Below are 18,648 nucleotides of genomic sequence, written 5' to 3'. Positions count from 1 at the left end.
TTTTTTCTGCTATAATAGCGCCGAAACAGCCGGCACGGTACAGCATGATGCCAGCCACAGAGACCCCGCGTTTTCCGGCATCATTGGAAGCGATGGAACGTATCTGCCCGGCAGACGAGTTCTGTCTTTTTCTCGCTCCATGCCGTAACAGAAAGGATGTGTCCAGCCCTTGGCTGATTCCAATACAACAAAGCATGCACTTGCCGCAGCGCTCAAGGAGCTGATGGAGGAAAAACCGTTTTCCAAGATCAATATTGCGGATATCTGCGCAAAATGCAGCATGAACCGCAAGAGCTTCTATTATCATTTCAAAGACAAATACGATCTGGTGAACTGGATTTTCGACACCGAATTCATCGAAGAGATTGAGAACGGTGCGCAAAATCCCAACGCCTGGAATTTTTACCGCGATCTGTGCAATTATTTTTATGATAACAGGCCATTCTATCGAAAGGCACTGAAAATCAGAGGGCAAAACGCCTTCTCTGAGCATTTTCGGGAGCTCTGCCTCCCGATCTTTACCCACGTACTGGAAACGCTGGTCGACGAGCCGGATGTCAATGATATCCAGCTGAATTTCTTTGCCGATGCATTCCTGCTTTCGATCGAGCGATGGATTCTCAGCAAGGACTGTATGAAACCGGATGAATTTGTTGAGGCAATGAAATCCTGTATTCGCATCGCCCACAAAATACATGTTGATGAGCTGTGAGCATACAAAAATCCGGCTGGTAAAAAATGCCATCCGGATTTTTTTCTATCCTCTCTGTCCCGGTTTCTCAAAGTCCGGTCAGGAAGCTCTGAATTTTCCCGATATCGCCCAGCAGCTGTTGCCGCCGCTTTCCGATCATCAGCTCTTTGTTGTTGCGGGCGTATGCCTCGCTGCCATACTGCCCGATAAACCACGTGCTGAAAAAGTTTGTATTCAACTCGGTAACAAAGACCACCAGCTCCTGACTTTTGCCAAAGGCGGTTTCCAGGAAGGCAAAGGCGTGCTCCAGCTGCTGTGATGCAGAGTCTGCCTGCTCCTCCATTTTCTGTACTTCTGCCTGAAAGCGTTCCGAGAGAAGCACAAAACCGTCGTCATCGCTGCGGACTGCCTCCGCAGACAACACTGCCCGGTCATCCTCCAGCTGTTGTGCTGCCCGCAGCAGTGCGGAGACCTCCCTCCGGTCGACAGCCGCAGCTTTTTGACGGGCATACAGCGATGTACGGATGCGGTCGGACTCGCGCGCCAGCAGCTCGCCCAGCGGCTGCTGGCCGAGATATCGTTTGACCGATTTCAGGCCCTCAAACAGGCGTGAAGCTGACATGTCCGTGTAATACGCTGTGGAAAAAGCCTCTGTCAGGCGGCCGATCAGCAGGCCGATCACGCTGAGCCGTTCATCGAACGGCGCGGTTTTCAGCCGCTCCAGTGCGGCGGCAGGCAGCCCGCCGGACAGGATTTCCTCCACATGGTAATCCGACTGGTATTTGCAGAACAGATCATAATACGCGGCAAAATCGCGCGCAATGCGCGGATGCTGAAGATATTCCAGAATGACCGGTTCATCGACCGGCAAATCCAGCTGCTCGCAGGTGAGAAGGAACTGCGACAGATCCTCCCAGCCGCGCGCGGTGACAAATGCCTGTCCGTCTACTGTGGTTTCAAACGCATAAAAATTCTGCTTCTTAATGTCCAGATAAGAGAGAATCGCCGGATGGATGCGGCTGCGGTAAGCATACTTCTTCCAGACTGCATAATCCTCCTGCACATCAATACGACGCAGGCGGTCGAGCGTGACAACATCGAAATCGCGCACAGATTTGTTGTATTCCGGCGGATTTCCGGCGGCAACAATGATCCAGCCCTCCGGCACAAAATGGCTTCCGAAGGATTTGCGCTGTAACAGCTGGAGCATGGTCGGTGCAAGTGTTTCGGAAACGCAGTTGATCTCATCGATGAACAGAATGCCCTCGCGCAGGTCAGTCTCCTCCATCTTGTCGTATACGGACGCGATAATTTCGCTCATCGTGTATTCCGTGATGGTCAGTTCTTTGCCGCTGTAATTTCGCTTTGTCAGATACGGCAGACCGATGGCGCTCTGTCTGGTGTGGTGCGTGATGGTATAAGACACCAGTGCAATGCCGCACTCTGCGGCGACCTGTTCCATAATCGCGGTCTTGCCGATGCCCGGAGGGCCCATCAGCAAAACCGGACGCTGGTGCACGGAGGGAATGCAGTAATTCCCCTCCCCATCCTTCGCCAGATAGGCCCGCACGGTGTGAATGATTTCCTGTTTTGCGCGTAGTATATTCATCGTTTCATCCCTTTTGTGATATCGTCTGTGCCCAGGACGAGCTTCATCGCCCACGGCGGCACCATATGGTCGGCATAATTGTCATCCAGAAACAGAAACGCGACATCATAGGGCGGGCGTTTCTGCGGAAAAATGCCAAATCCATCGGTAAAAAACAGCATGCCGCGCAGGTGCAGTAGCTCACCCTGCCGCTGTAGCTGTTCCACATAGTCAAAGACCGGTCGAAAATCCGTGTCACCGTTTCCGCAGACCTCAAACGTCTGCAAAACCTCCGTCAGATGCGTGGTATCGGTTATTTTCAAATCTGACTGGATGTCGGCGTCGCACTGGATAACGTGGACATTGACTGAGCGAAAAAAGCTGCCGGTATCCAGCAGCAGACTCACTGTCTGTTCCAGAAACCGCCGTACCAGCTCGCCGCTGCACGAACCGGAGGTGTCTACCGCAATGACAAAATCGTGGATTTTGCGCGCCTCACGGTATTCCAGTTCTTCTATCAGCGGCATATTTTGGTACAGCTGCATGCTGTAGTTGTAATACCCATAGTCAAAGCTGTCCGGATCGATGCGAACCTCCTCACGCGTGACCGCAAATTTCTGCAAAAATTTGCGGTAGTCACAGCGTTCCCGGTTTTCAATCTGTAATTGCTGCCGCAGGCTGCCCGCCATGAGGTTGAGCTCCCGGTGAAAGGTCTCCATCGAGGTCTGTGTCTTGCGGCTGATGTCCTGCCATTTCCGATCGACTTCCTCCCGGTCAGGCGGCGGACTGTCCGGGGAATCGCTGTCGGGCGATGGCTGCCCGTCGTTTTTGTCATCTTTCAGCTGTTCCCAGAATTTGTGATCGTCCGCCAGAAATTCTTCCTGCATGCGCCGCTTGTCAACGTAGGACATGTGAGACAGCGCACCGTAAACCTGTTCCGCGTTGCAGACTGACAATTCCAGACGGTCATAATATTCCTGCCTGCGGTCAGTCACCAGACGCTGCACGCACGGATACTCCATGGAATCCAATACGGATTCCACCGCAATATCACATGCAAGATTCCAGTCCTCCGCATCGCGGTCTTCGTCCTGCGTCATATGCCGAAAAATACAATGCAGCACCATATGCAGATAAGTGCGGTTGACACCCACCGGGTCGTCCTGATAGGCAGAAATCAGATAATTGGGATTGTAAAAGATGTGCACGCCATCAGTGGCAATGGTTCGCGTATTCAGATTTAATTCATAGGACAGTGCGGACAGCGCCACATCCAGAAACCGCATAGACAGGTACAGCTCACTGCGTGCCAGTGACAGAATGCGGTCTCCGATCCGGATCAGCTGTTCATGAAGTGCATTCATGCCGCACCCCCTACAGCGCAAACCGGTTTGCCCGGCGTCCGAAACGCGACAACCGGTGATCCATGAGCAGGCTGACACCCTCTGGGAACTCACGTTCCGATGCTGCCGCAATCGCGTCTTCCAGTTGCTCCCGGGTCAGCAGCTCTTCTCGAATCAACAGCTCCAGCCGCGGCAAATCACGCGCTGTCAGCACATCGGAAACGACTTCCGCTGCATGCGCGGACAGATAATCCAGATACGCTGTCCGATATTTCGCGCGCAGCTGGTATGGGTACAGCAGGCGGTAAAACGCGATCGCCTGCACAGCTTCCGGCTCGTCCTCGCGCACTGCGCGCGGGAAGGTGCGGTCATATTCGTCGAAATTGACGCCGTTGCGCGTCACACACATCCGGTAAAACGAACCGGAACCATAGGTGACTGAACGGAATTCGCGCGGTGGAATGATCTCCTGAAAGGCATAATCATATTCCGGGAACAGGAGGACAACTGTCTGTCTGTCCCCTGTCTCGATGGTCAGCGTAATTTCGTTGGTAAAATCGGTCACAATGCTTTTGAGCCAGGCCAGCCCCCTCACAAAAATGTGGTGAAGCGCCCGGCAGTTTTTGAATGCGCCGTCGCCGACCGAGCGCAGGCCGTTTTGCAGCACCAGCTGTTCCAGCGCAGCGCAGTTATAAAATGCATGATTGCCGATGGAATCGACACTTCCCGGTAGCGCGACACGCCGGAGCTGCGGCTGCTGCGCAAAGGCATAATCTCCGATTTCCGTCACCGGCACACCCTGCCACGTGTCCGGAACCGTCAGAAACGCGGCGCTGCTGTTGGATTTTACCAGCACTGCCCCGCGTTTTCCCTGTTCAAATATCAGATTTTCCATCCAATGCCCCCTGAGCCAGTTGTTTTATCGTCCTTATTGTACCACGCCGCCCGCCGCTCTGCCACAGTCGGGCGGAATTTTCTTTGCAAACCGCCCCTATCGGCAGAAAAAATGCACTCGCTGCATGCGCAGCGGGTGCATTTGTCTATATGGAACGCTTGCCGTGCTCACGCACCCAGGAAGCCCTTGAGATCCTCAATCAGATCATCTGCATCCATGCCGTGAACCTCTGCCGCCTGCTCGAGTGTCTCCATACGGGCGGACGGGCAGCCGATGCAGTGCATGCCCATATTGGTCAGGATATCCGCTGCTTCCGGAATGGCCTCCAGCAGTGCGCCGATTGTCGTATTCTTATTGATTCTCATGTGATTGTTCTCCTTTATTTCAACTTTGCTCCATCCTGAAATGCATTTCCGACTTTTTCGCCCAGCGCCAGATACGTGCGGTTGACCGGGTCAAACGCAATCGGGTGCAGCCGGGACGGGTCAATATTGCCGTCGGCCCCAAGGATGATCTCCTCCGCGCTGACATTTACAATCTCGCCGAGCATGCACTCCGACTGTTCGTCATAGCTGACCAATCGGCATTCCAGTGTCATCGGCAGCTCATCGATCATCGGCGCATCCACCAGTTCACTCTTTGTCGTATGGAAGCCCGCGCGTGCAACCTTGTCCGGCACCTGATTGCCGGAGACAATGCCGACATAATCGCAGGCAACTACATGCGCTTCATCTGCCATGCTGACGGTAAATGCCTTTCTGGCAAGAATATTCTTGACGGTCTTGTGTCCGGCGCTGAGATACAGGGCGATCTGGTTGGAATCGCTGATGCAGCCCCATGCGGCGTTCATGACATCCGGCATGCCGTCCGCGTCATAGGATGCGATCATCAGCACCGGCTGCGGATACAGAAACGACTTTGCGCCAAAGCTCTTTCTCATTTTGTTTCACTCCTGTCGTGAAATAGGTTTTATTTTGGATACCGCTATTATAGCACAGGCTCTTCCAATCGCAAAGTGTCCTGCCGCTTTTCTCTGAAAACAAAACAAAAATGCAAAAAAAACATAAAATTGTATATTTTTAGATGAGAACTACCCCGTTTTCGCCCAAAAGAACATGGTATAATAGAAGCACGTGATAGTTACTCTTTGTATCCCAAATAGAATTTTTTATCCCGATTGCTGTCGGGACAGAGACAGGAGGACATGACATGGCAAAAAAGGCTTCTGAACACGTAACATACTATAAAAATGCAAACGGGCCGGTGATCGGCACGGTTGCACGCCGTATCATTGAGCAGGATGGTTGTTATTTTAAGGACATCGACGGCTCCGGCACGCTGAACCCGGTTGCGGACTGGCGTCTGCCCGCAGAGGAACGCGCCCGCGCCTATGCGCAGACGCTGACCACAGAGGAAAAGCTGGGACAGATTTTTATTTCAGATTGGCGCACCGGCGAGGCGCAAAAGGACAAAAGTCTGCTGGATGAATCCGGCCTTCTGGACGAAGGCGAATTACACGGCAAAACCATTTTCGGCGAGCAACACCTGCCCAGCACTTCTTTCCTGCTGAAGAACTGGTGGGCACGGCATTTTATTCTGCGTGCCAATCCTGACGCAAAATATCTGACCGACTTCCTCAACCAGATGCAGGCCGTCGCCGAGGAATGTGAACATTTTGTCCCGGTACAGGCAGCTTCCAACTCGCGCAATGAGCATGCAATTCCCGTATTCGGCATGAATGATGCTTCCGGTGTCTTTGCCACCTGGCCGGGTACGCTTGGCATTGCGGCCGCCATCAAGGGCGACAGCATCGAAATCGCCGACCAGTTTGCCGACGCAATCCGCCGCAGCTGGAATGCAACCGGCCTGCGCAAGGGATATATGTATATGGCGGATGTCATGACCGATCCGCGCTGGCAGCGCACCTATGGTACCTTCGGCGAAGATCCGGCACTGATCTGCGAGATTTTCGAGCACCTTCTGCCGCGTATTCAGGGCAGTTCAGATGGTGTCACGAACGATGGCGTCGCCATGACAGTCAAGCATTTCCCGGGCGGCGGCGCACGGGAAAATGGCTTTGACCCACACTATGCCGCAGGACAGTGGAACGTCTACGCCACCGAGGGCAGCCTCCAGAAATACCACATCCCAGCCTTCCAGGTTGCTGTAGACAACCATGCCTCCGCGATCATGCCATACTATTCCAAGCCGTCCGCCGAAAAGAGCGCACCGCAGACAGACAAAAACGGCCATCCGATAGAAATGCAGCCGTTCGGCTTCGCATATAACAAACCGTTTATCGACGGCATGCTGCGCAAGCAGATGGGCTTCCAGGGCTATATCAATTCGGATACCGGCATTGTCCATAACATGGGCTGGGGTGTTGAAATGCTCGACCAGCCGGAGCGCATTGCATTCGCGCTGAACAATGGCGGTGTCGACCTCATCAGCGGTCTGTTTGACATTGATTACGGCAAGGAAGCACTGGCGCGTACAAAGAATGGCTATTACGACACACATCCCGTCCCGGACGGCTTCCGCAGAGAGGAGCTTGAACTGACCGAAGAAGCGCTGAACCGCGCTGTCATCCGCACAATGACCGAGATGTTTGCACTCGGCATGTTTGACAATCCGTACCGTGATCCGGCGGAGGCGAAGGCCGTCACCGCCAACCAGACCGACTGGGCGAATGCAATGGATGCGCACCGCAAGAGCGTAACTCTGCTGAAAAATGATGGCACACTGCCGCTGACTGCCGACAGTCTCACCGGCAAAAAGGTCTATGCGGAGGCATTTTACAAGCAGCCGGAGCTTGCAGAAAAAGACACCGCCGAACTGAAAAAGCTGTTGGAAGGTGCTGTGATTGTCGAAGATCCCGCACAGGCGGACTATGCCATCCTGATGATTTCTCCGTCCTCCGGCGAATACTTTAACGCCACATCGGGTTATCTCGAACTGGATATCTGTGAAGACAAGACAGTGCCGAACGTCGATGAAACGGGCCGTCCGGTCGCAGAAACGCACACAGAAACCACGCTCCCCGGTGCAAAACGCATTGTGGACATCGCAGCTGCCGTCCACGCAAACGGCGGCAAAGTCATTGCCAACATCAATTTCACGCTTGCATGGCAGGTGGGCAATATTGAGCCTCATGTCGATGCGCTCACCGCAGGCTATGACACCTATCTCTCCGCAACTGTCGACGTCATGCTCGGTCGGTATGCGGCAACCGGCAAATTGCCCATCACGCTGCCGCGCGGCGATGAGGTCCTCGCTGTCGACGCCGAAGGCCGCTGTGTCAGCCCGAACGACGTCCCGGGCTATGACAAGGATCTGTACATGCCGGATGCGCTCAAGGACGAAAACGGCAAGGCATATGCATACCGCGACACCGCAGGCAACTACTATGAACTCAACTTCGGTCTGAGCTACTGATTTTGATTTCCTTCCGGAAAATCCCGTAAAAACAGCAAAGCCCTTCCGCCAACCGATTACGGGAGGGCTTTGCTCTATCTGCCGGACAGGGACATGTCATCCCCTCCAGCCCATGTCACGTGAGATGCGGTCACGCGCCGCCATCAGATGCGGCTGGAGCTGTGCCAGATAGGTATCTGTCATGCGCATCAGCGGGGCGCTGAGTGAGATCGCACCGCAGGCCCGGCCTGTGTAATCGTAAATCGCCGTTGCAATACAGCGCACGCCGAGTTCATTTTCCTCGTTGTCAAACGCATAACCGCGGCGCCGGATCGCCTCCAGTACATCCTGCAAGCGTTCCCTCGTCACAATTGTGTGCTGCGTATACGGCTGAATGTCGCTCTGTTCCCAGATCGCATCCACCTCTTTATCGGTCAGGCTCGCAAGAATCGCCTTGCCCACACCCGTGCAGTACATCGGGCGGCGCATGCCAATGCGCGAGAACATGCGGATGGCACTGTTTTCTGCCTCCACCTTGTGGACATAGACAATGTCGCTGCCGTCCGGCACGACCAAATGCACAGTCTCTCCGACCTCGTCGCGCAGGCGCTCCATCGGCCCGCGGGCAATCTGTACCAGGTCGAGGTTTTCCACGACCTGTCCTGCCAGCGCATACAGGCGCGTCGTCATGCGGTATTTGTTTGTCTCCTCATCCTTGCGCACATAGCCGCGTGTTACCATGGCAGACAGCATCCGGTGCACGGTGCTCTTGTGCAGTCCGGTCATCTCAGTGAGTGTGTGAATGGTCAGTCCGTCGCGCGCTTCGCAGAGTCGCTCCATGATATCAAATGCACGGTCGAGCGACTGCACGGGAGAACTCTTTTCAGCCATGGTCAATCTCCTCTCTGTTTTGAATTATGAAACTCTGTTTCTATTTTATCGGTTTTTCATAAAAATTACAAGATATTTTTGTCAATCAATTCACGAATTTCCGCTTGTTTTTTTGGCAAAGGGTACATAATAAGAATCAGCAAAGGGAAATACAAAACGCAGTTTCATAATTCAAAACAAATCTGGAGGGAAACAAAATGAATGCACTGAATCAGGCAATTTCCGACATCGGCGTAGTCCCTGTTATTAAGTTAAGGAACCTCTGAATAAATAGCCTTTATTCTGTTCCCACTCGATACATTGCCGTTTTTGCGCTTGGTTAAGGCGATTTCAGAGCGAAATAGCCGTTATTCTTCTGTTTTTCGGCTCCTTTTCCCGAAAAAGGGCAGACTACCCCTATATCAGGTTGTGGAAAGTTTTCGCCCGGCGATGGCGAGAGCGTACAAATTGGCACAGGCGAACATGGCGTATAGTCGATTCTCGTTTTTCATCAGTCCACGATACACCGTTTTCTTGTAGCCGAACTGACACTTGATGATCCGAAACACATGCTCTACTTTGCACCGCACCGAGGATTTGTGGTTTTCGATATACCGTTCCCAGTCAGTGGCTTTGTCACTGACTTTAGGAAGACTTCTGGGACGGCGGTTAATACGAAAGTCAATCTTTGAAAAATGCGCATTGTTGGCAATTTCAGGACGTTTTTGTACTCCAAGATAGCCGGAATCCCCATAGACTACCTCGTCATCTTCCCGGAGCAGATTCGCTACTTGCGTGATGTCATGCTCGTTTGCTGCTGTGACGGTTATCGTGTGAACCAGGCCGCTGCCTGCATCTACGCCGATATGACATTTCATCCCAAACCGCCATTCTTTCCCCTTCTTGGTCTGGTGCATTTCGGGGTCACGAGCTTTCTCAGCGTTTTTTGTGGAGCTGGGAGCATTGATGATCGTCGCGTCCACGATGGTGCCGCCCTTCATCATGTGTCCGGTTCCTACCATAACCCGGTTGATTGCGTCAAAAAACAGTTTATTCAGCCCGTTTTCTTCCAGAAGATGGCGGAATTTACACAGCGTCGTTTCATCCGGCACCGCTTCCGTCATGAAGTCAATGCCTGTAAATTTCCGCATGGCATAGCTGTCGTAAATGGCATCCTCGGTTGCCGGGTCAGACAGGTTGAACCAGATCTGAAGCAGATACATCCGCAGCATTTTCTCAATTCCCATAGGTGGACGGCCTCGTTTTCCCTTGGGGTAGTAGGGTGCAATGACACCTACCCACTCATCCCAGGGGATGATCTCGTCCATGATTTCCAGAAATTCTTCCCGCTTGGTTTTCTTCTTGCGGAAGCTGTATTCCATGTCTGTAAATGTTTCCTGCTTCATTGTCATGCACCACCTTTGTTTTGATAGTCTTATTTTATCATATCCCCAACCTATATGGTGGTGAGGATTAAATCAGAGGTTCCCTAATTCTCACAAAATAAACTCTCATTACTAAACCTAACCTACAAAACCCAATCTATTTTCCTGCAAAAAAGGCAGACCGAAAGCACAACTTGCTTCTGGTCTGCCTTTTCCCTTTTCCTCTGTCGCTGCATCGTCTGCGGCATGTGGAGCTTAGGCACTATCTGTTCAGATACTCCTAAATTACCACGCTCTGAAAATACATTGCCATCGACTCGTATTCTTCCGGCTGGATATCTGCCGGGCCGGGATCGGGAACACGGCCCCATTCATCTTCACGCGGCTCCTTTTCCGGCACAATACCCGTGATTCTGCCCTGTTCGACACATACATCCGCTGAAATGGTATATCCTTCCGTATGGAACGAGAACGTATACATCGATGCCTTGCCAAACCTTCCCATCATGGTAAAATAATAATTCAGTCTGTCCTCATCGACCTCTCTGCCGATAAATTTCTGTTCCAGTTGCTCAAATGTCATTTCTGTTCTCCTTTCCCATAGATGCAGCGCATCCATCAGTTGATTCTTCCGCAGAAGGAACAGACGCGCATTACGCCGTCCCAAAGCATTCCGCCGCAGAACTGGCACCGGTCTTCCAGACACCAAACAGTCGGGCACTCCCATTCCAGCTGTACGTTTTCTTCCAGCCCAAGGTATTCTCTCAACCGAGCCCGGCTTGTAAAACGCTTTCCTTCCGCATCTTCTACTTCACCCCAGAGTGACAGTTTTTTCAGCGACGTACAGCCGGAGAAAATATGCTCTGCGAGCAGCCGGAGCTGATTGCCCGGCAATTCTATTTTCTCCACAGACGTACAGCTTTCAAATGCCTGTGCTGCAATCCGTTCCACTGCGTGCGGCAGGACGAGCTTTCCTGCTCCGCCGATGCATCGTCTCAGGGTTCCGTCAATGATTTCAAGCCTGTTTTCGTCTGCCATACCAGTCCCTCTCTGACTTTCATTCTCAGGAATTATTGTTAGCATAGCACACCTCCGAAAGACTGACAAGGGGATTTGGCAATTTCCCACAGAAGGTATTGGCCTGTCCGCAGGCGCATTCACACAAAAAACTTCTCTATTCTTCTTTATATTTCGTGCATTTCTCACGAAAGTATGATATGATAAGAGAAACCAAACGCAAAGGAGCGTTTTTATATGGAAAACAACCTTTTTACAAATGCCCATATTCTGGCATGGCTTCAGTATTTTACGGACAACGCAGATGTTGATCTGGAACGGGTCAAAATTCTGGATATCACCCGAAAAAACAAAAACTTGATTCCGACTGTTGAGTCCCATCGTTCTGTTCTGGTGTTTACCGAAGCCGGCCATCCGGATATCTTCTATCGCATGTATAACGCCGGTCTGGGTGAATGCACCGTTATCTACAACGAAGGCAGTGAACCGAGCGGCCCGATCAAGCAGAACAAGGTTTATGATATGATGAACCGCGGCATCAATGCCTCTGCCGGCATGCTGATTCTCAATCCCAAGGCACGCAGCACGTTTAAATTCGGCATGAACAACCTTTCCTTTGCCTTCGGCTCTGTCCGGTATGTCGGATCGGAAATCCGTGCTGTCATCCTGAGCAAGATGCAGATCGATCCACAGAAAAATCTGTGTGTCATTTCGGGCGAATCCATCGCTGTCGAAGCTGCCATCCTCGGCGGCGAAGGTACAGTTATCGCCGTAGAATACAACTCCCGCGACCGCAAGACTCTGGAAGACAACATCAACCAGTTTGGTCTGAACAATGTCACCATCATCGATCATGTCGATGACGAGACCATGAAGGGATTGCCTGTTCCGGACGTCACGATGCTCGTCGCATCCGCCAGCATGGAGCAGGAAATGAAGTGCCTGCTCAAGCTCAATCCGAACATGGAATTTGTCATCTATACACTGGACTTCAGAGTTGCCGCCGAAATGCCTGCGCTGTGCAAGAGTCTCGGCATCAACGACCCGGATATCATCCAGATTTCGGTCTCCAAGCTCAACAGCAAAAACAATTTTGACACCCAGCCGGCACCGTGGATCATCACCGGCAAGGCGGGAGAATGAGCCGTGATACAGAATCTCTGAACAAATAACAGCAGCCGGAAGCCGCATTTTGCAGCTTCCGGCTGCTGTTTTCACAATTTTGCGCAGATATCTTCTCAGTTATCCTGATCCTGTGCGGCAGTTGCCGGATCCTGTGTCGCAGTTGCGCGGTATGCCTCCTCATAGAACAGCTCCTGTGAATTGAGCTTTTTCTCATGGAGATTCCGATCAACATATGCGCGGTCACAGGTCTGCTGCTTGCCCTTCTCGTCGTCCGCCATAACTGTATCAAAAATATGGCGCAGGCGGTCACGAATTTCTTCATCATAAATCGGCGCGGCGACCTCAACGCGTTTGATGGTATTGCGCGTCATGAAATCGGCAGAAGCGATATAAATCTTCTCGTCTGCCCCTACGCCGAAGCGATAGATACGTGAATGCTCGAGGAAACGTCCGACAACACTGACCACCGTGATATTTTCTGTCTCGCCGGGAATGCCCGGAACAAGGCAGCAGATGCCGCGGACAATCAGCTCAATCTTTACGCCCGCCTTCGATGCTTCAATCAGCTTTTCAATGATGGCCTTGTCTGTGAGCGAATTGATCTTTACGCCGACATAAGCAGGCTCACCGCGCAATGCCTTCTGTTCTTCGGCGTCGATCATCGCGATAACTTTGTTTTGCAGGCACTTCGGTGCAACCAGCAGGTGTTCCGTCTGTTCCACCGTCTCGCCGAGCATCAACGATTTGAATACGCGTGCCGCTTCTGCACCAATTTTCTGGTTGCCCGTGAGCAGCGACAGATCGGTATACAGCCGCGAAGTCTTTTCGTTGTAATTGCCCGTACCGATCTGGGTGATATAGGACAGCCCCTGTTCGGTATGGCGCGTAATGAGGCACAGCTTGGAATGTACCTTGTACATGCCGAGACCGTAAATGATGTGGCAGCCAGCGTCTTCGAGCCGCTTGGACATCTCGATATTGTTCGCCTCATCAAACCGGGCGCGCAGTTCAACCAATACGACAACTTCTTTTCCGTTTTCTGCCGCTTCGATCAGTGCATCGATGACCTTACTGCGCTCTGCAACGCGGTACAACGTCATTTTGATGGATACCACACTGTCATCCTCTGCCGCCTCATGCAGCATGCGCAGGAACGGTTTCATGCTCTCAAACGGATAGGACAGCAGGACATCCTTCTTTGCGACCTGATCCAGAATGCTTTCCTTAAGGTTGAGTGCGGGCGTCATCTGCGGGCTTCTGCGCTCATAAAACAGGTTGGTCTTATCTCGCAGATAGCCTTGCAGCTGGAAGCCAAACGACAGGTCGAGCGGGGTGTCTACCTTGATGATATGCCGCTTATGTACGCCGAGGAACTTTGCAAGCTCCTTCTGTGTCTTATCATTGATCTGCCGACTCAGCTCCAGACGCACCGGGCTCAGGCGGGTGCGCTGTTTAATCAGATGCTCCATGACATCGCGGTAATCGAGATCTTCATCCAGTACATCTGTTGCGTCAATATCTGCATTGCGGGTTACGCGCATGATGGACTTTTCTCTGACGGTATATTTCGGATACAGCTTAGAGGCAAAGTGCAGAATCAGCTCCTCGCACAGCATAAACGTGCCCGGACGGGAGGGGATTTCAATCAGGCGCTTAAATACACTGTTTGTGCATGGCACGATTCCCATCTTGCCCTTGCCGCCCTTTGTGGACAGCAAAACCAGCGCATACAACTGCTTGTTGTTGAGGAATGGGAACGGCTGCTGCTTGCCGATAATCATCGGGGACAGGAACGGCGCAATATTCTGGTCGAAATAGGTCTCCAGCAGAGCGCCTTCCTCGTTCGACAGCTTGTTAAAATTGATGATGCGGATACCCTGCGGCTCCAACTCGCCCATCAGCTGTTCATAAATTCTGGATTTCTTCTGTTCCAGCTCCGCAACACGTTTGAGGATGGCCTTTACCTGCTCCTCGCTGGTCATATTCGTCTTATTCTCACGAATTTTTTCATCGGAATGCATTTGAACCATCAATGTGCCGACGCGAACCATGAAAAATTCATCCAAATTGGACTGATAGATCGCCGCAAAGCTCAGGCGCTCTGCCAGTGGAACTCTGGCATTCCCTGCTTCATTCAGTACCCGTTCGTTGAACTGTAACCAGGACAGCTCTCTGTTTGTATAGCATGTGGTATCCATTGATATCCTCCCTATTATGAATCAATCGCTTTTATCATTATTAAACCAGTAATTTTAACTCGATTCTACCACTTTTCTGTAAAACAATGTAATGTCTTTGTAAAAAAACAGGGCTCCTGTCAGCTGCAGGCACAGCCGGGAGCCCCATTGCAATGGTTATTCACCTAAAATATGCCTTGCGACATAGATTCCGCTCGCGGATGCATGTGACAGCGAATGCGTGACACCGCTGCCGTCGCCGATGACATACAGTCCCCTGTGCTTTGTCTCCAGATTTTTGTCCAAATCCACTTCCATGTTATAGAACTTGACCTCTACACCATAGAGCAGCGTATCATCATTCGCCGTTCCCGGCGCAATTTTATCCAACGCATAGATCATCTCAACAATACCGTCCAAAATACGTTTGGGCAGTACAAGGCTCAGATCGCCCGGTGTCGCCGTGAGCGTCGGAACGACCATGCCCTCCTCCATGCGCTTCGCTGTGCTCCGCCTGCCACGGATCAGGTCACCAAAGCGCTGGACAATGACACCGCCTCCCAGCATGTTGGACAAGCGCGCAATGCTCTCGCCATATCCGTTGCTGTCTTTGAATGGTTCGGAAAAATGCTTTGCCACCAGCAGCGCAAAATTGGTATTTTCTGTCTGGTGCTCCGGGTCCTCATAGCTGTGACCGTTGACTGTTACAATGCCATTTGTATTCTCATTGACGACAATGCCGTAGGGGTTCATGCAGAATGTCCGGACATTGTCCTCAAATTTTTCCGTCCGATAGACGATTTTGCTCTCATACAGCTCGTCTGTCAGATGAGAGAAAATCACAGCGGGAAGCTCTACGCGCACACCGATGTCCACACGATTGGATTTCGTCGGGATGTCCAGACTGCTGCAAATACGTTCCATCCACTTGCTTCCGCTCCGTCCGACCGAAACAATACATTTGGTACAGTCGGCAAAGCCATCTGTATACCGCACGCGGTATCCGTCCTCGATACATTCCAAATCGGTGACCGGTGTATGGAAATAGAAGTCAACGCAGTCCTTCAGTTCATTGTAGAGATTTTCCAGCACGACATAATTGATGTCCGTGCCGAGATGCCGGACAGAGGCATCCAACAGCTTCAGCTTATTCTGCATGCACAGCTTTTTGAATTTCGTTCCGGCAGTCGAATACATCTTCGTATGCGCTCCGCCGTGCGAGACATTGATGCCGTCGACATATTTCATCAGTGAAATAGCCTCTTCCCTGCCGATATACTCATACAGCGTGCCGCCGAAATCGTTTGTGATGTTGTATTTTCCGTCAGAAAAAGCACCTGCACCGCCGAAGCCGTTCATAATCGCACAGGTTTCACAGTTGATGCACGATTTTACCTTGCTGCGGTCGATCGGGCATCGCCGCTTTTCCAGCGGATATCCTGCCTCAAATACGGCAATACGCAACCCACTGCCCTTTTTGCACAGTTCATAGGCGGAAAAAATACCGCCCGGCCCTGCACCTATAATAATTACGTCATATTTCATACAAAATTCTCCCGGATCACACGCACCATCTTCTACCATGCATGCAGTTATTTGATATACCGCCTTTATTGTAGCATTGCCCGGCACTTTTTTCAATTGATACTGTCAGTATGCATCCAAAGCCGGAACACTATTCTTTTCGCTTCGCCGCAGGACAGACCGTGCTGCGGCCGTCTGCTCCCCGCAATTTTCTGTACAGAATCACGCATGCACTGATACGCTATCAGCAAAACGTGGATGGTATCGCACAAGGTATCAACGAAAATGTGATACCAGTCTCCTCCTTTGTGATATCTGATGTTGGGAAATTCAGCTATAATAGTAACGTCCTCACAGATAAGGCCGCAATTATGACATGAATTGACGGCTGATAAAAAATAAGCTATGCTATTTGATGTCGGAGCGCGTAGCAACAGAAATTTGACACAGCGTTCCGTCTGAGCATGATAATGCACGGAGGACTTCAATGGATTCATACAGTCTGATTTGTTTTACAAAGCTATACCAGCTGGGAAGCATCCACAAGGCGGCGGATGAACTGTATATCTCTCCGCAGTCGATGAGCAAACGGCTTCAGCGGCTTGAGGAAGAACTGGGACAGACACTGTTCGACCGCTCCCCTTCCGGCCTGACACCGACGCCGCACGCACATCAGCTGGCTTACAGCGCTAACATCATTCTGAACGAATATGAGCGTGTGCGCGCTGTGTTCAGCGGGCAGACCAGTGACTCAACCTGCACACTGCATATCGCATCGACCTACGGTGTGCCGAAGCGCCTGTCACTCGCGTTCATTCAGGATTTTTACCGCGAGAATCCAAGCATTCATCTTGATCTGGTCGAATATCCGGAATATCCCATCTTCGACATGCTGGATGAGGGGAAAATTGATTTTGCATTTCTCCCCGAACCGATTGACATTGTCAAGTATGAGATCGAATACTGTTTTTCCCACAGATACTGTCTGGTTGTCAACAAAGCACATCCGCTGGCAGACAGAGATTGCGTCGAGTACCGCGACCTGAACGGCATCCCTCTCGCCATTAAGGGGCGGGATTATTCGTTCTATCCGGTCAATATGACAAAATTCTCACGCGGTGGACTGACGCCGCAGATTCTGCTGGAAATCAGCGATGATTCTTTGATTGTGGAAGCTGCGCGGCAAAACTGGTGTGCCGGTATCACGGCGGACTTCTTCGCTGAGCAGTATGCAGATGACAATGTTGCCGTCATCCCGTTCTGTGACGACAGCTTCACGCGAAATGTATTTCTCGTGCGGCGCAAAAATCAGGAGATGTCAGCGGCAGAAAAACGGTTTTGGACATTCACGACTGACTGGATTCAGAAAAACATGGAGGACAGCGGACGATAGACCGCACCTGTTTTTGTTTTCGATTTCAATTCTATAGATGCGAAAAGGAGTAATTACCCATGGAAAACGCAAGAATTTACTATCAGGAAGATTGTAATATTGCACTGCTGGATGGCAAGACCATTGCCATCATCGGCTACGGCTCCCAGGGTCATGCACATGCACTGAACCTGAAGGAATCCGGCTGCAATGTCATCATCGGCCTTTACGAAGGCTCCCGTTCCTGGGCTAAGGCTGAAAAAGCTGGCTTCGAGGTTTATACCGCTGCCGAGGCTGCCAAGAAGGCTGACATCATCATGATCCTCATCAACGATGAGAAGCAGGCTCAGCTGTACGAGGAAAGCATCCGCCCGAATCTGGAAGAGGGCAACATGCTGATGTTCGCACATGGTTTCAACATCCATTACGGCTGCATCGTTCCGCCGAAGAATGTCGATGTCACCATGATCGCGCCGAAGGCTCCGGGCCACACCGTAAGAAGTGAATACCTCGCTGGCAAGGGCACCCCGTGCCTGGTTGCTGTTGAGCAGGACGCTACCGGCAAGGCTCTGGATCTTGCACTGGCTTATGCTTCCGCTATCGGCGGCGCACGCGCTGGCGTTCTGGAAACCACGTTCCGCGTTGAGACTGAGACCGACCTGTTCGGCGAGCAGGCTGTTCTGTGCGGCGGTGTCTGCGCTCTGATGCAGGCAGGCTTCGAGACTCTGTGCGAAGCTGGCTATGATCCGAGAAATGCATACTTTGAATGCATCCATGAGATGAAGCTGATTGTCGACCTGATTTACCAGAGCGGCTTCGCAGGCATGAGATACTCCATCTCCAACACCGCTGAATACGGCGACTACATCACTGGTCCGAAGATCATCACTGAGGACACCAAGAAGGCAATGAAGAAGGTTCTGGCTGACATTCAGGACGGCACCTTCGCAAAGGACTTCCTGCTCGACATGGCTGATGCCGGCAAGCAGGTTCACTTCAAGGCGATGAGAAAGCTGCATGCTGAGCATCCGTCCGAGAAGGTCGGCGAGGAGATCCGCAAGCTGTACAGCTGGAACAACGAGAGCGACAAGCTGATTAACAACTGATTATTTCCTAAAATTTTGCTTTCCTAAAAAGGGAGAGGCTTTTGGTCAACTGATCGAAAGCCTCTTCTTTTTGTTTTGCCGGAACCATTGCATTTAGAACGCGGCTGTGTACTTTCCGCGCTCCGTTTGCTATAATGGGAA

At 51.7% G+C, this 18,648-nt stretch carries 16 protein-coding genes; 5 read left to right on the top strand and 11 right to left on the bottom strand.

The window, feature by feature from the left end; all coding sequences use genetic code 11:
- Window positions 1-169 precede the first annotated feature (169 nt).
- Entirely contained in the window at window positions 170-712 is a 543-nt protein-coding gene (locus ACLM7Z_RS09775; protein WP_273350342.1) for a TetR/AcrR family transcriptional regulator C-terminal domain-containing protein, read from the top strand.
- A gap of 67 nt (window positions 713-779) precedes the next feature.
- Here ACLM7Z_RS09775 and ACLM7Z_RS09770 read toward each other — a convergent pair whose 3' ends face one another.
- The 5 genes from ACLM7Z_RS09770 to ACLM7Z_RS09750 form a co-directional block, all read right to left on the bottom strand.
- Window positions 780-2,300, bottom strand: a complete 1,521-nt coding sequence (locus tag ACLM7Z_RS09770; RefSeq protein ID WP_273350343.1) for an AAA family ATPase — start codon at window positions 2,298-2,300, stop codon at window positions 780-782.
- On the bottom strand, window positions 2,297-3,643 hold the full coding sequence (locus ACLM7Z_RS09765; protein ID WP_087020372.1) for a vWA domain-containing protein: 1,347 nt from the start codon (window positions 3,641-3,643) through the stop codon (window positions 2,297-2,299). The genes ACLM7Z_RS09770 and ACLM7Z_RS09765 overlap by 4 nt, the downstream gene beginning before the upstream one ends.
- 10 nt (window positions 3,644-3,653) lie before the next feature.
- The gene (locus ACLM7Z_RS09760; protein WP_087020369.1) at window positions 3,654-4,517 is read right to left on the bottom strand and encodes a leucine-rich repeat domain-containing protein; all 864 of its coding nucleotides are present in this window, start codon (window positions 4,515-4,517) and stop codon (window positions 3,654-3,656) included.
- 167 nt (window positions 4,518-4,684) lie between these two features.
- Window positions 4,685-4,882 (bottom strand): DUF1858 domain-containing protein, encoded by a 198-nt coding sequence (locus tag ACLM7Z_RS09755; RefSeq protein ID WP_087020366.1) that lies wholly within the window; start codon window positions 4,880-4,882, stop codon window positions 4,685-4,687.
- Between the two features lie 14 nt (window positions 4,883-4,896).
- Window positions 4,897-5,457, bottom strand: coding sequence for a flavin reductase family protein (locus tag ACLM7Z_RS09750; RefSeq protein WP_435644962.1), 561 nt, complete (start codon window positions 5,455-5,457; stop codon window positions 4,897-4,899).
- 269 nt (window positions 5,458-5,726) lie between these two features.
- Between ACLM7Z_RS09750 and ACLM7Z_RS09745 the strand changes: the two genes are divergently transcribed.
- A complete protein-coding gene (locus tag ACLM7Z_RS09745; RefSeq protein WP_435644961.1) occupies window positions 5,727-7,952 on the top strand; it encodes a glycoside hydrolase family 3 N-terminal domain-containing protein in 2,226 nt (741 codons plus the stop codon).
- A gap of 96 nt (window positions 7,953-8,048) precedes the next feature.
- On the opposite strand, the gene ACLM7Z_RS09740 is transcribed toward ACLM7Z_RS09745, so the two are convergent.
- The 4 genes from ACLM7Z_RS09740 to ACLM7Z_RS09725 form a co-directional block, all read right to left on the bottom strand.
- A complete protein-coding gene (locus ACLM7Z_RS09740) occupies window positions 8,049-8,822 on the bottom strand; it encodes an IclR family transcriptional regulator (RefSeq protein ID WP_087020357.1) in 774 nt (257 codons plus the stop codon).
- A gap of 401 nt (window positions 8,823-9,223) precedes the next feature.
- The gene (locus tag ACLM7Z_RS09735) at window positions 9,224-10,207 is read right to left on the bottom strand and encodes an IS5 family transposase (protein WP_087020354.1); all 984 of its coding nucleotides are present in this window, start codon (window positions 10,205-10,207) and stop codon (window positions 9,224-9,226) included.
- A gap of 259 nt (window positions 10,208-10,466) precedes the next feature.
- Complete coding sequence (locus tag ACLM7Z_RS09730) at window positions 10,467-10,769, bottom strand: hypothetical protein (protein ID WP_087020351.1); 303 nt, start codon at window positions 10,767-10,769, stop codon at window positions 10,467-10,469.
- Between the two features lie 35 nt (window positions 10,770-10,804).
- Window positions 10,805-11,224 carry a leucine-rich repeat protein gene (locus ACLM7Z_RS09725; protein WP_165761118.1) on the bottom strand — a complete coding sequence of 140 codons (420 nt, stop codon included), beginning with the start codon at window positions 11,222-11,224 and terminating at the stop codon, window positions 10,805-10,807.
- 216 nt (window positions 11,225-11,440) lie between these two features.
- Here ACLM7Z_RS09725 and ACLM7Z_RS09720 point away from each other — a divergent pair, with 216 nt between their 5' ends.
- On the top strand, window positions 11,441-12,346 hold the full coding sequence (locus ACLM7Z_RS09720; protein ID WP_087020348.1) for a precorrin-6B methylase: 906 nt from the start codon (window positions 11,441-11,443) through the stop codon (window positions 12,344-12,346).
- Window positions 12,347-12,441: 95 nt separating this feature from the next.
- On the opposite strand, the gene ppk1 is transcribed toward ACLM7Z_RS09720, so the two are convergent.
- Window positions 12,442-14,526 (bottom strand): polyphosphate kinase 1, encoded by a 2,085-nt coding sequence (gene ppk1 / locus ACLM7Z_RS09715; protein ID WP_435644960.1) that lies wholly within the window; start codon window positions 14,524-14,526, stop codon window positions 12,442-12,444.
- Between the two features lie 156 nt (window positions 14,527-14,682).
- Window positions 14,683-16,050 (bottom strand): NAD(P)/FAD-dependent oxidoreductase, encoded by a 1,368-nt coding sequence (locus tag ACLM7Z_RS09710; RefSeq protein WP_087020341.1) that lies wholly within the window; start codon window positions 16,048-16,050, stop codon window positions 14,683-14,685.
- A gap of 466 nt (window positions 16,051-16,516) precedes the next feature.
- Between ACLM7Z_RS09710 and ACLM7Z_RS09705 the strand changes: the two genes are divergently transcribed.
- Window positions 16,517-17,422: a LysR family transcriptional regulator gene (locus tag ACLM7Z_RS09705; protein WP_435644959.1), complete on the top strand. Its 906-nt coding sequence runs from the start codon at window positions 16,517-16,519 to the stop codon at window positions 17,420-17,422.
- Between the two features lie 59 nt (window positions 17,423-17,481).
- Window positions 17,482-18,507, top strand: coding sequence for a ketol-acid reductoisomerase (gene ilvC, locus ACLM7Z_RS09700; protein WP_087020335.1), 1,026 nt, complete (start codon window positions 17,482-17,484; stop codon window positions 18,505-18,507).
- Window positions 18,508-18,648 lie beyond the last annotated feature (141 nt).

The organism is Butyricicoccus porcorum, assembly GCF_051246315.1.
GTDB lineage: Bacteria > Bacillota > Clostridia > Oscillospirales > Butyricicoccaceae > Butyricicoccus_A > Butyricicoccus_A porcorum.
The sequence above is the reverse complement of the archived record's forward strand: the minus strand, read 5'-3'. Positions and strand labels throughout refer to the sequence as shown.

Excerpts from the sequence above, each read along its gene's own strand:
- ppk1 (WP_435644960.1), bottom strand. The coding sequence starts at position 14,526 with ATGGATACCACATGCTATACAAACAGAGAGCTGTCCTGGTTACAGTTC.
- ACLM7Z_RS09725 (WP_165761118.1), bottom strand. The coding sequence starts at position 11,224 with ATGGCAGACGAAAACAGGCTTGAAATCATTGACGGAACCCTGAGACGA.
- ACLM7Z_RS09730 (WP_087020351.1), bottom strand. The coding sequence starts at position 10,769 with ATGACATTTGAGCAACTGGAACAGAAATTTATCGGCAGAGAGGTCGAT.
- ACLM7Z_RS09710 (WP_087020341.1), bottom strand. The coding sequence starts at position 16,050 with ATGAAATATGACGTAATTATTATAGGTGCAGGGCCGGGCGGTATTTTT.
- ACLM7Z_RS09760 (WP_087020369.1), bottom strand. The coding sequence starts at position 4,517 with ATGGAAAATCTGATATTTGAACAGGGAAAACGCGGGGCAGTGCTGGTA.
- ACLM7Z_RS09705 (WP_435644959.1), top strand. The coding sequence starts at position 16,517 with ATGGATTCATACAGTCTGATTTGTTTTACAAAGCTATACCAGCTGGGA.
- ACLM7Z_RS09720 (WP_087020348.1), top strand. The coding sequence starts at position 11,441 with ATGGAAAACAACCTTTTTACAAATGCCCATATTCTGGCATGGCTTCAG.
- ACLM7Z_RS09735 (WP_087020354.1), bottom strand. The coding sequence starts at position 10,207 with ATGAAGCAGGAAACATTTACAGACATGGAATACAGCTTCCGCAAGAAG.
- ACLM7Z_RS09750 (WP_435644962.1), bottom strand. The coding sequence starts at position 5,457 with ATGAGAAAGAGCTTTGGCGCAAAGTCGTTTCTGTATCCGCAGCCGGTG.
- ACLM7Z_RS09755 (WP_087020366.1), bottom strand. The coding sequence starts at position 4,882 with ATGAGAATCAATAAGAATACGACAATCGGCGCACTGCTGGAGGCCATT.
- ACLM7Z_RS09770 (WP_273350343.1), bottom strand. The coding sequence starts at position 2,300 with ATGAATATACTACGCGCAAAACAGGAAATCATTCACACCGTGCGGGCC.
- ACLM7Z_RS09745 (WP_435644961.1), top strand. The coding sequence starts at position 5,727 with ATGGCAAAAAAGGCTTCTGAACACGTAACATACTATAAAAATGCAAAC.
- ilvC (WP_087020335.1), top strand. The coding sequence starts at position 17,482 with ATGGAAAACGCAAGAATTTACTATCAGGAAGATTGTAATATTGCACTG.
- ACLM7Z_RS09765 (WP_087020372.1), bottom strand. The coding sequence starts at position 3,643 with ATGAATGCACTTCATGAACAGCTGATCCGGATCGGAGACCGCATTCTG.
- ACLM7Z_RS09740 (WP_087020357.1), bottom strand. The coding sequence starts at position 8,822 with ATGGCTGAAAAGAGTTCTCCCGTGCAGTCGCTCGACCGTGCATTTGAT.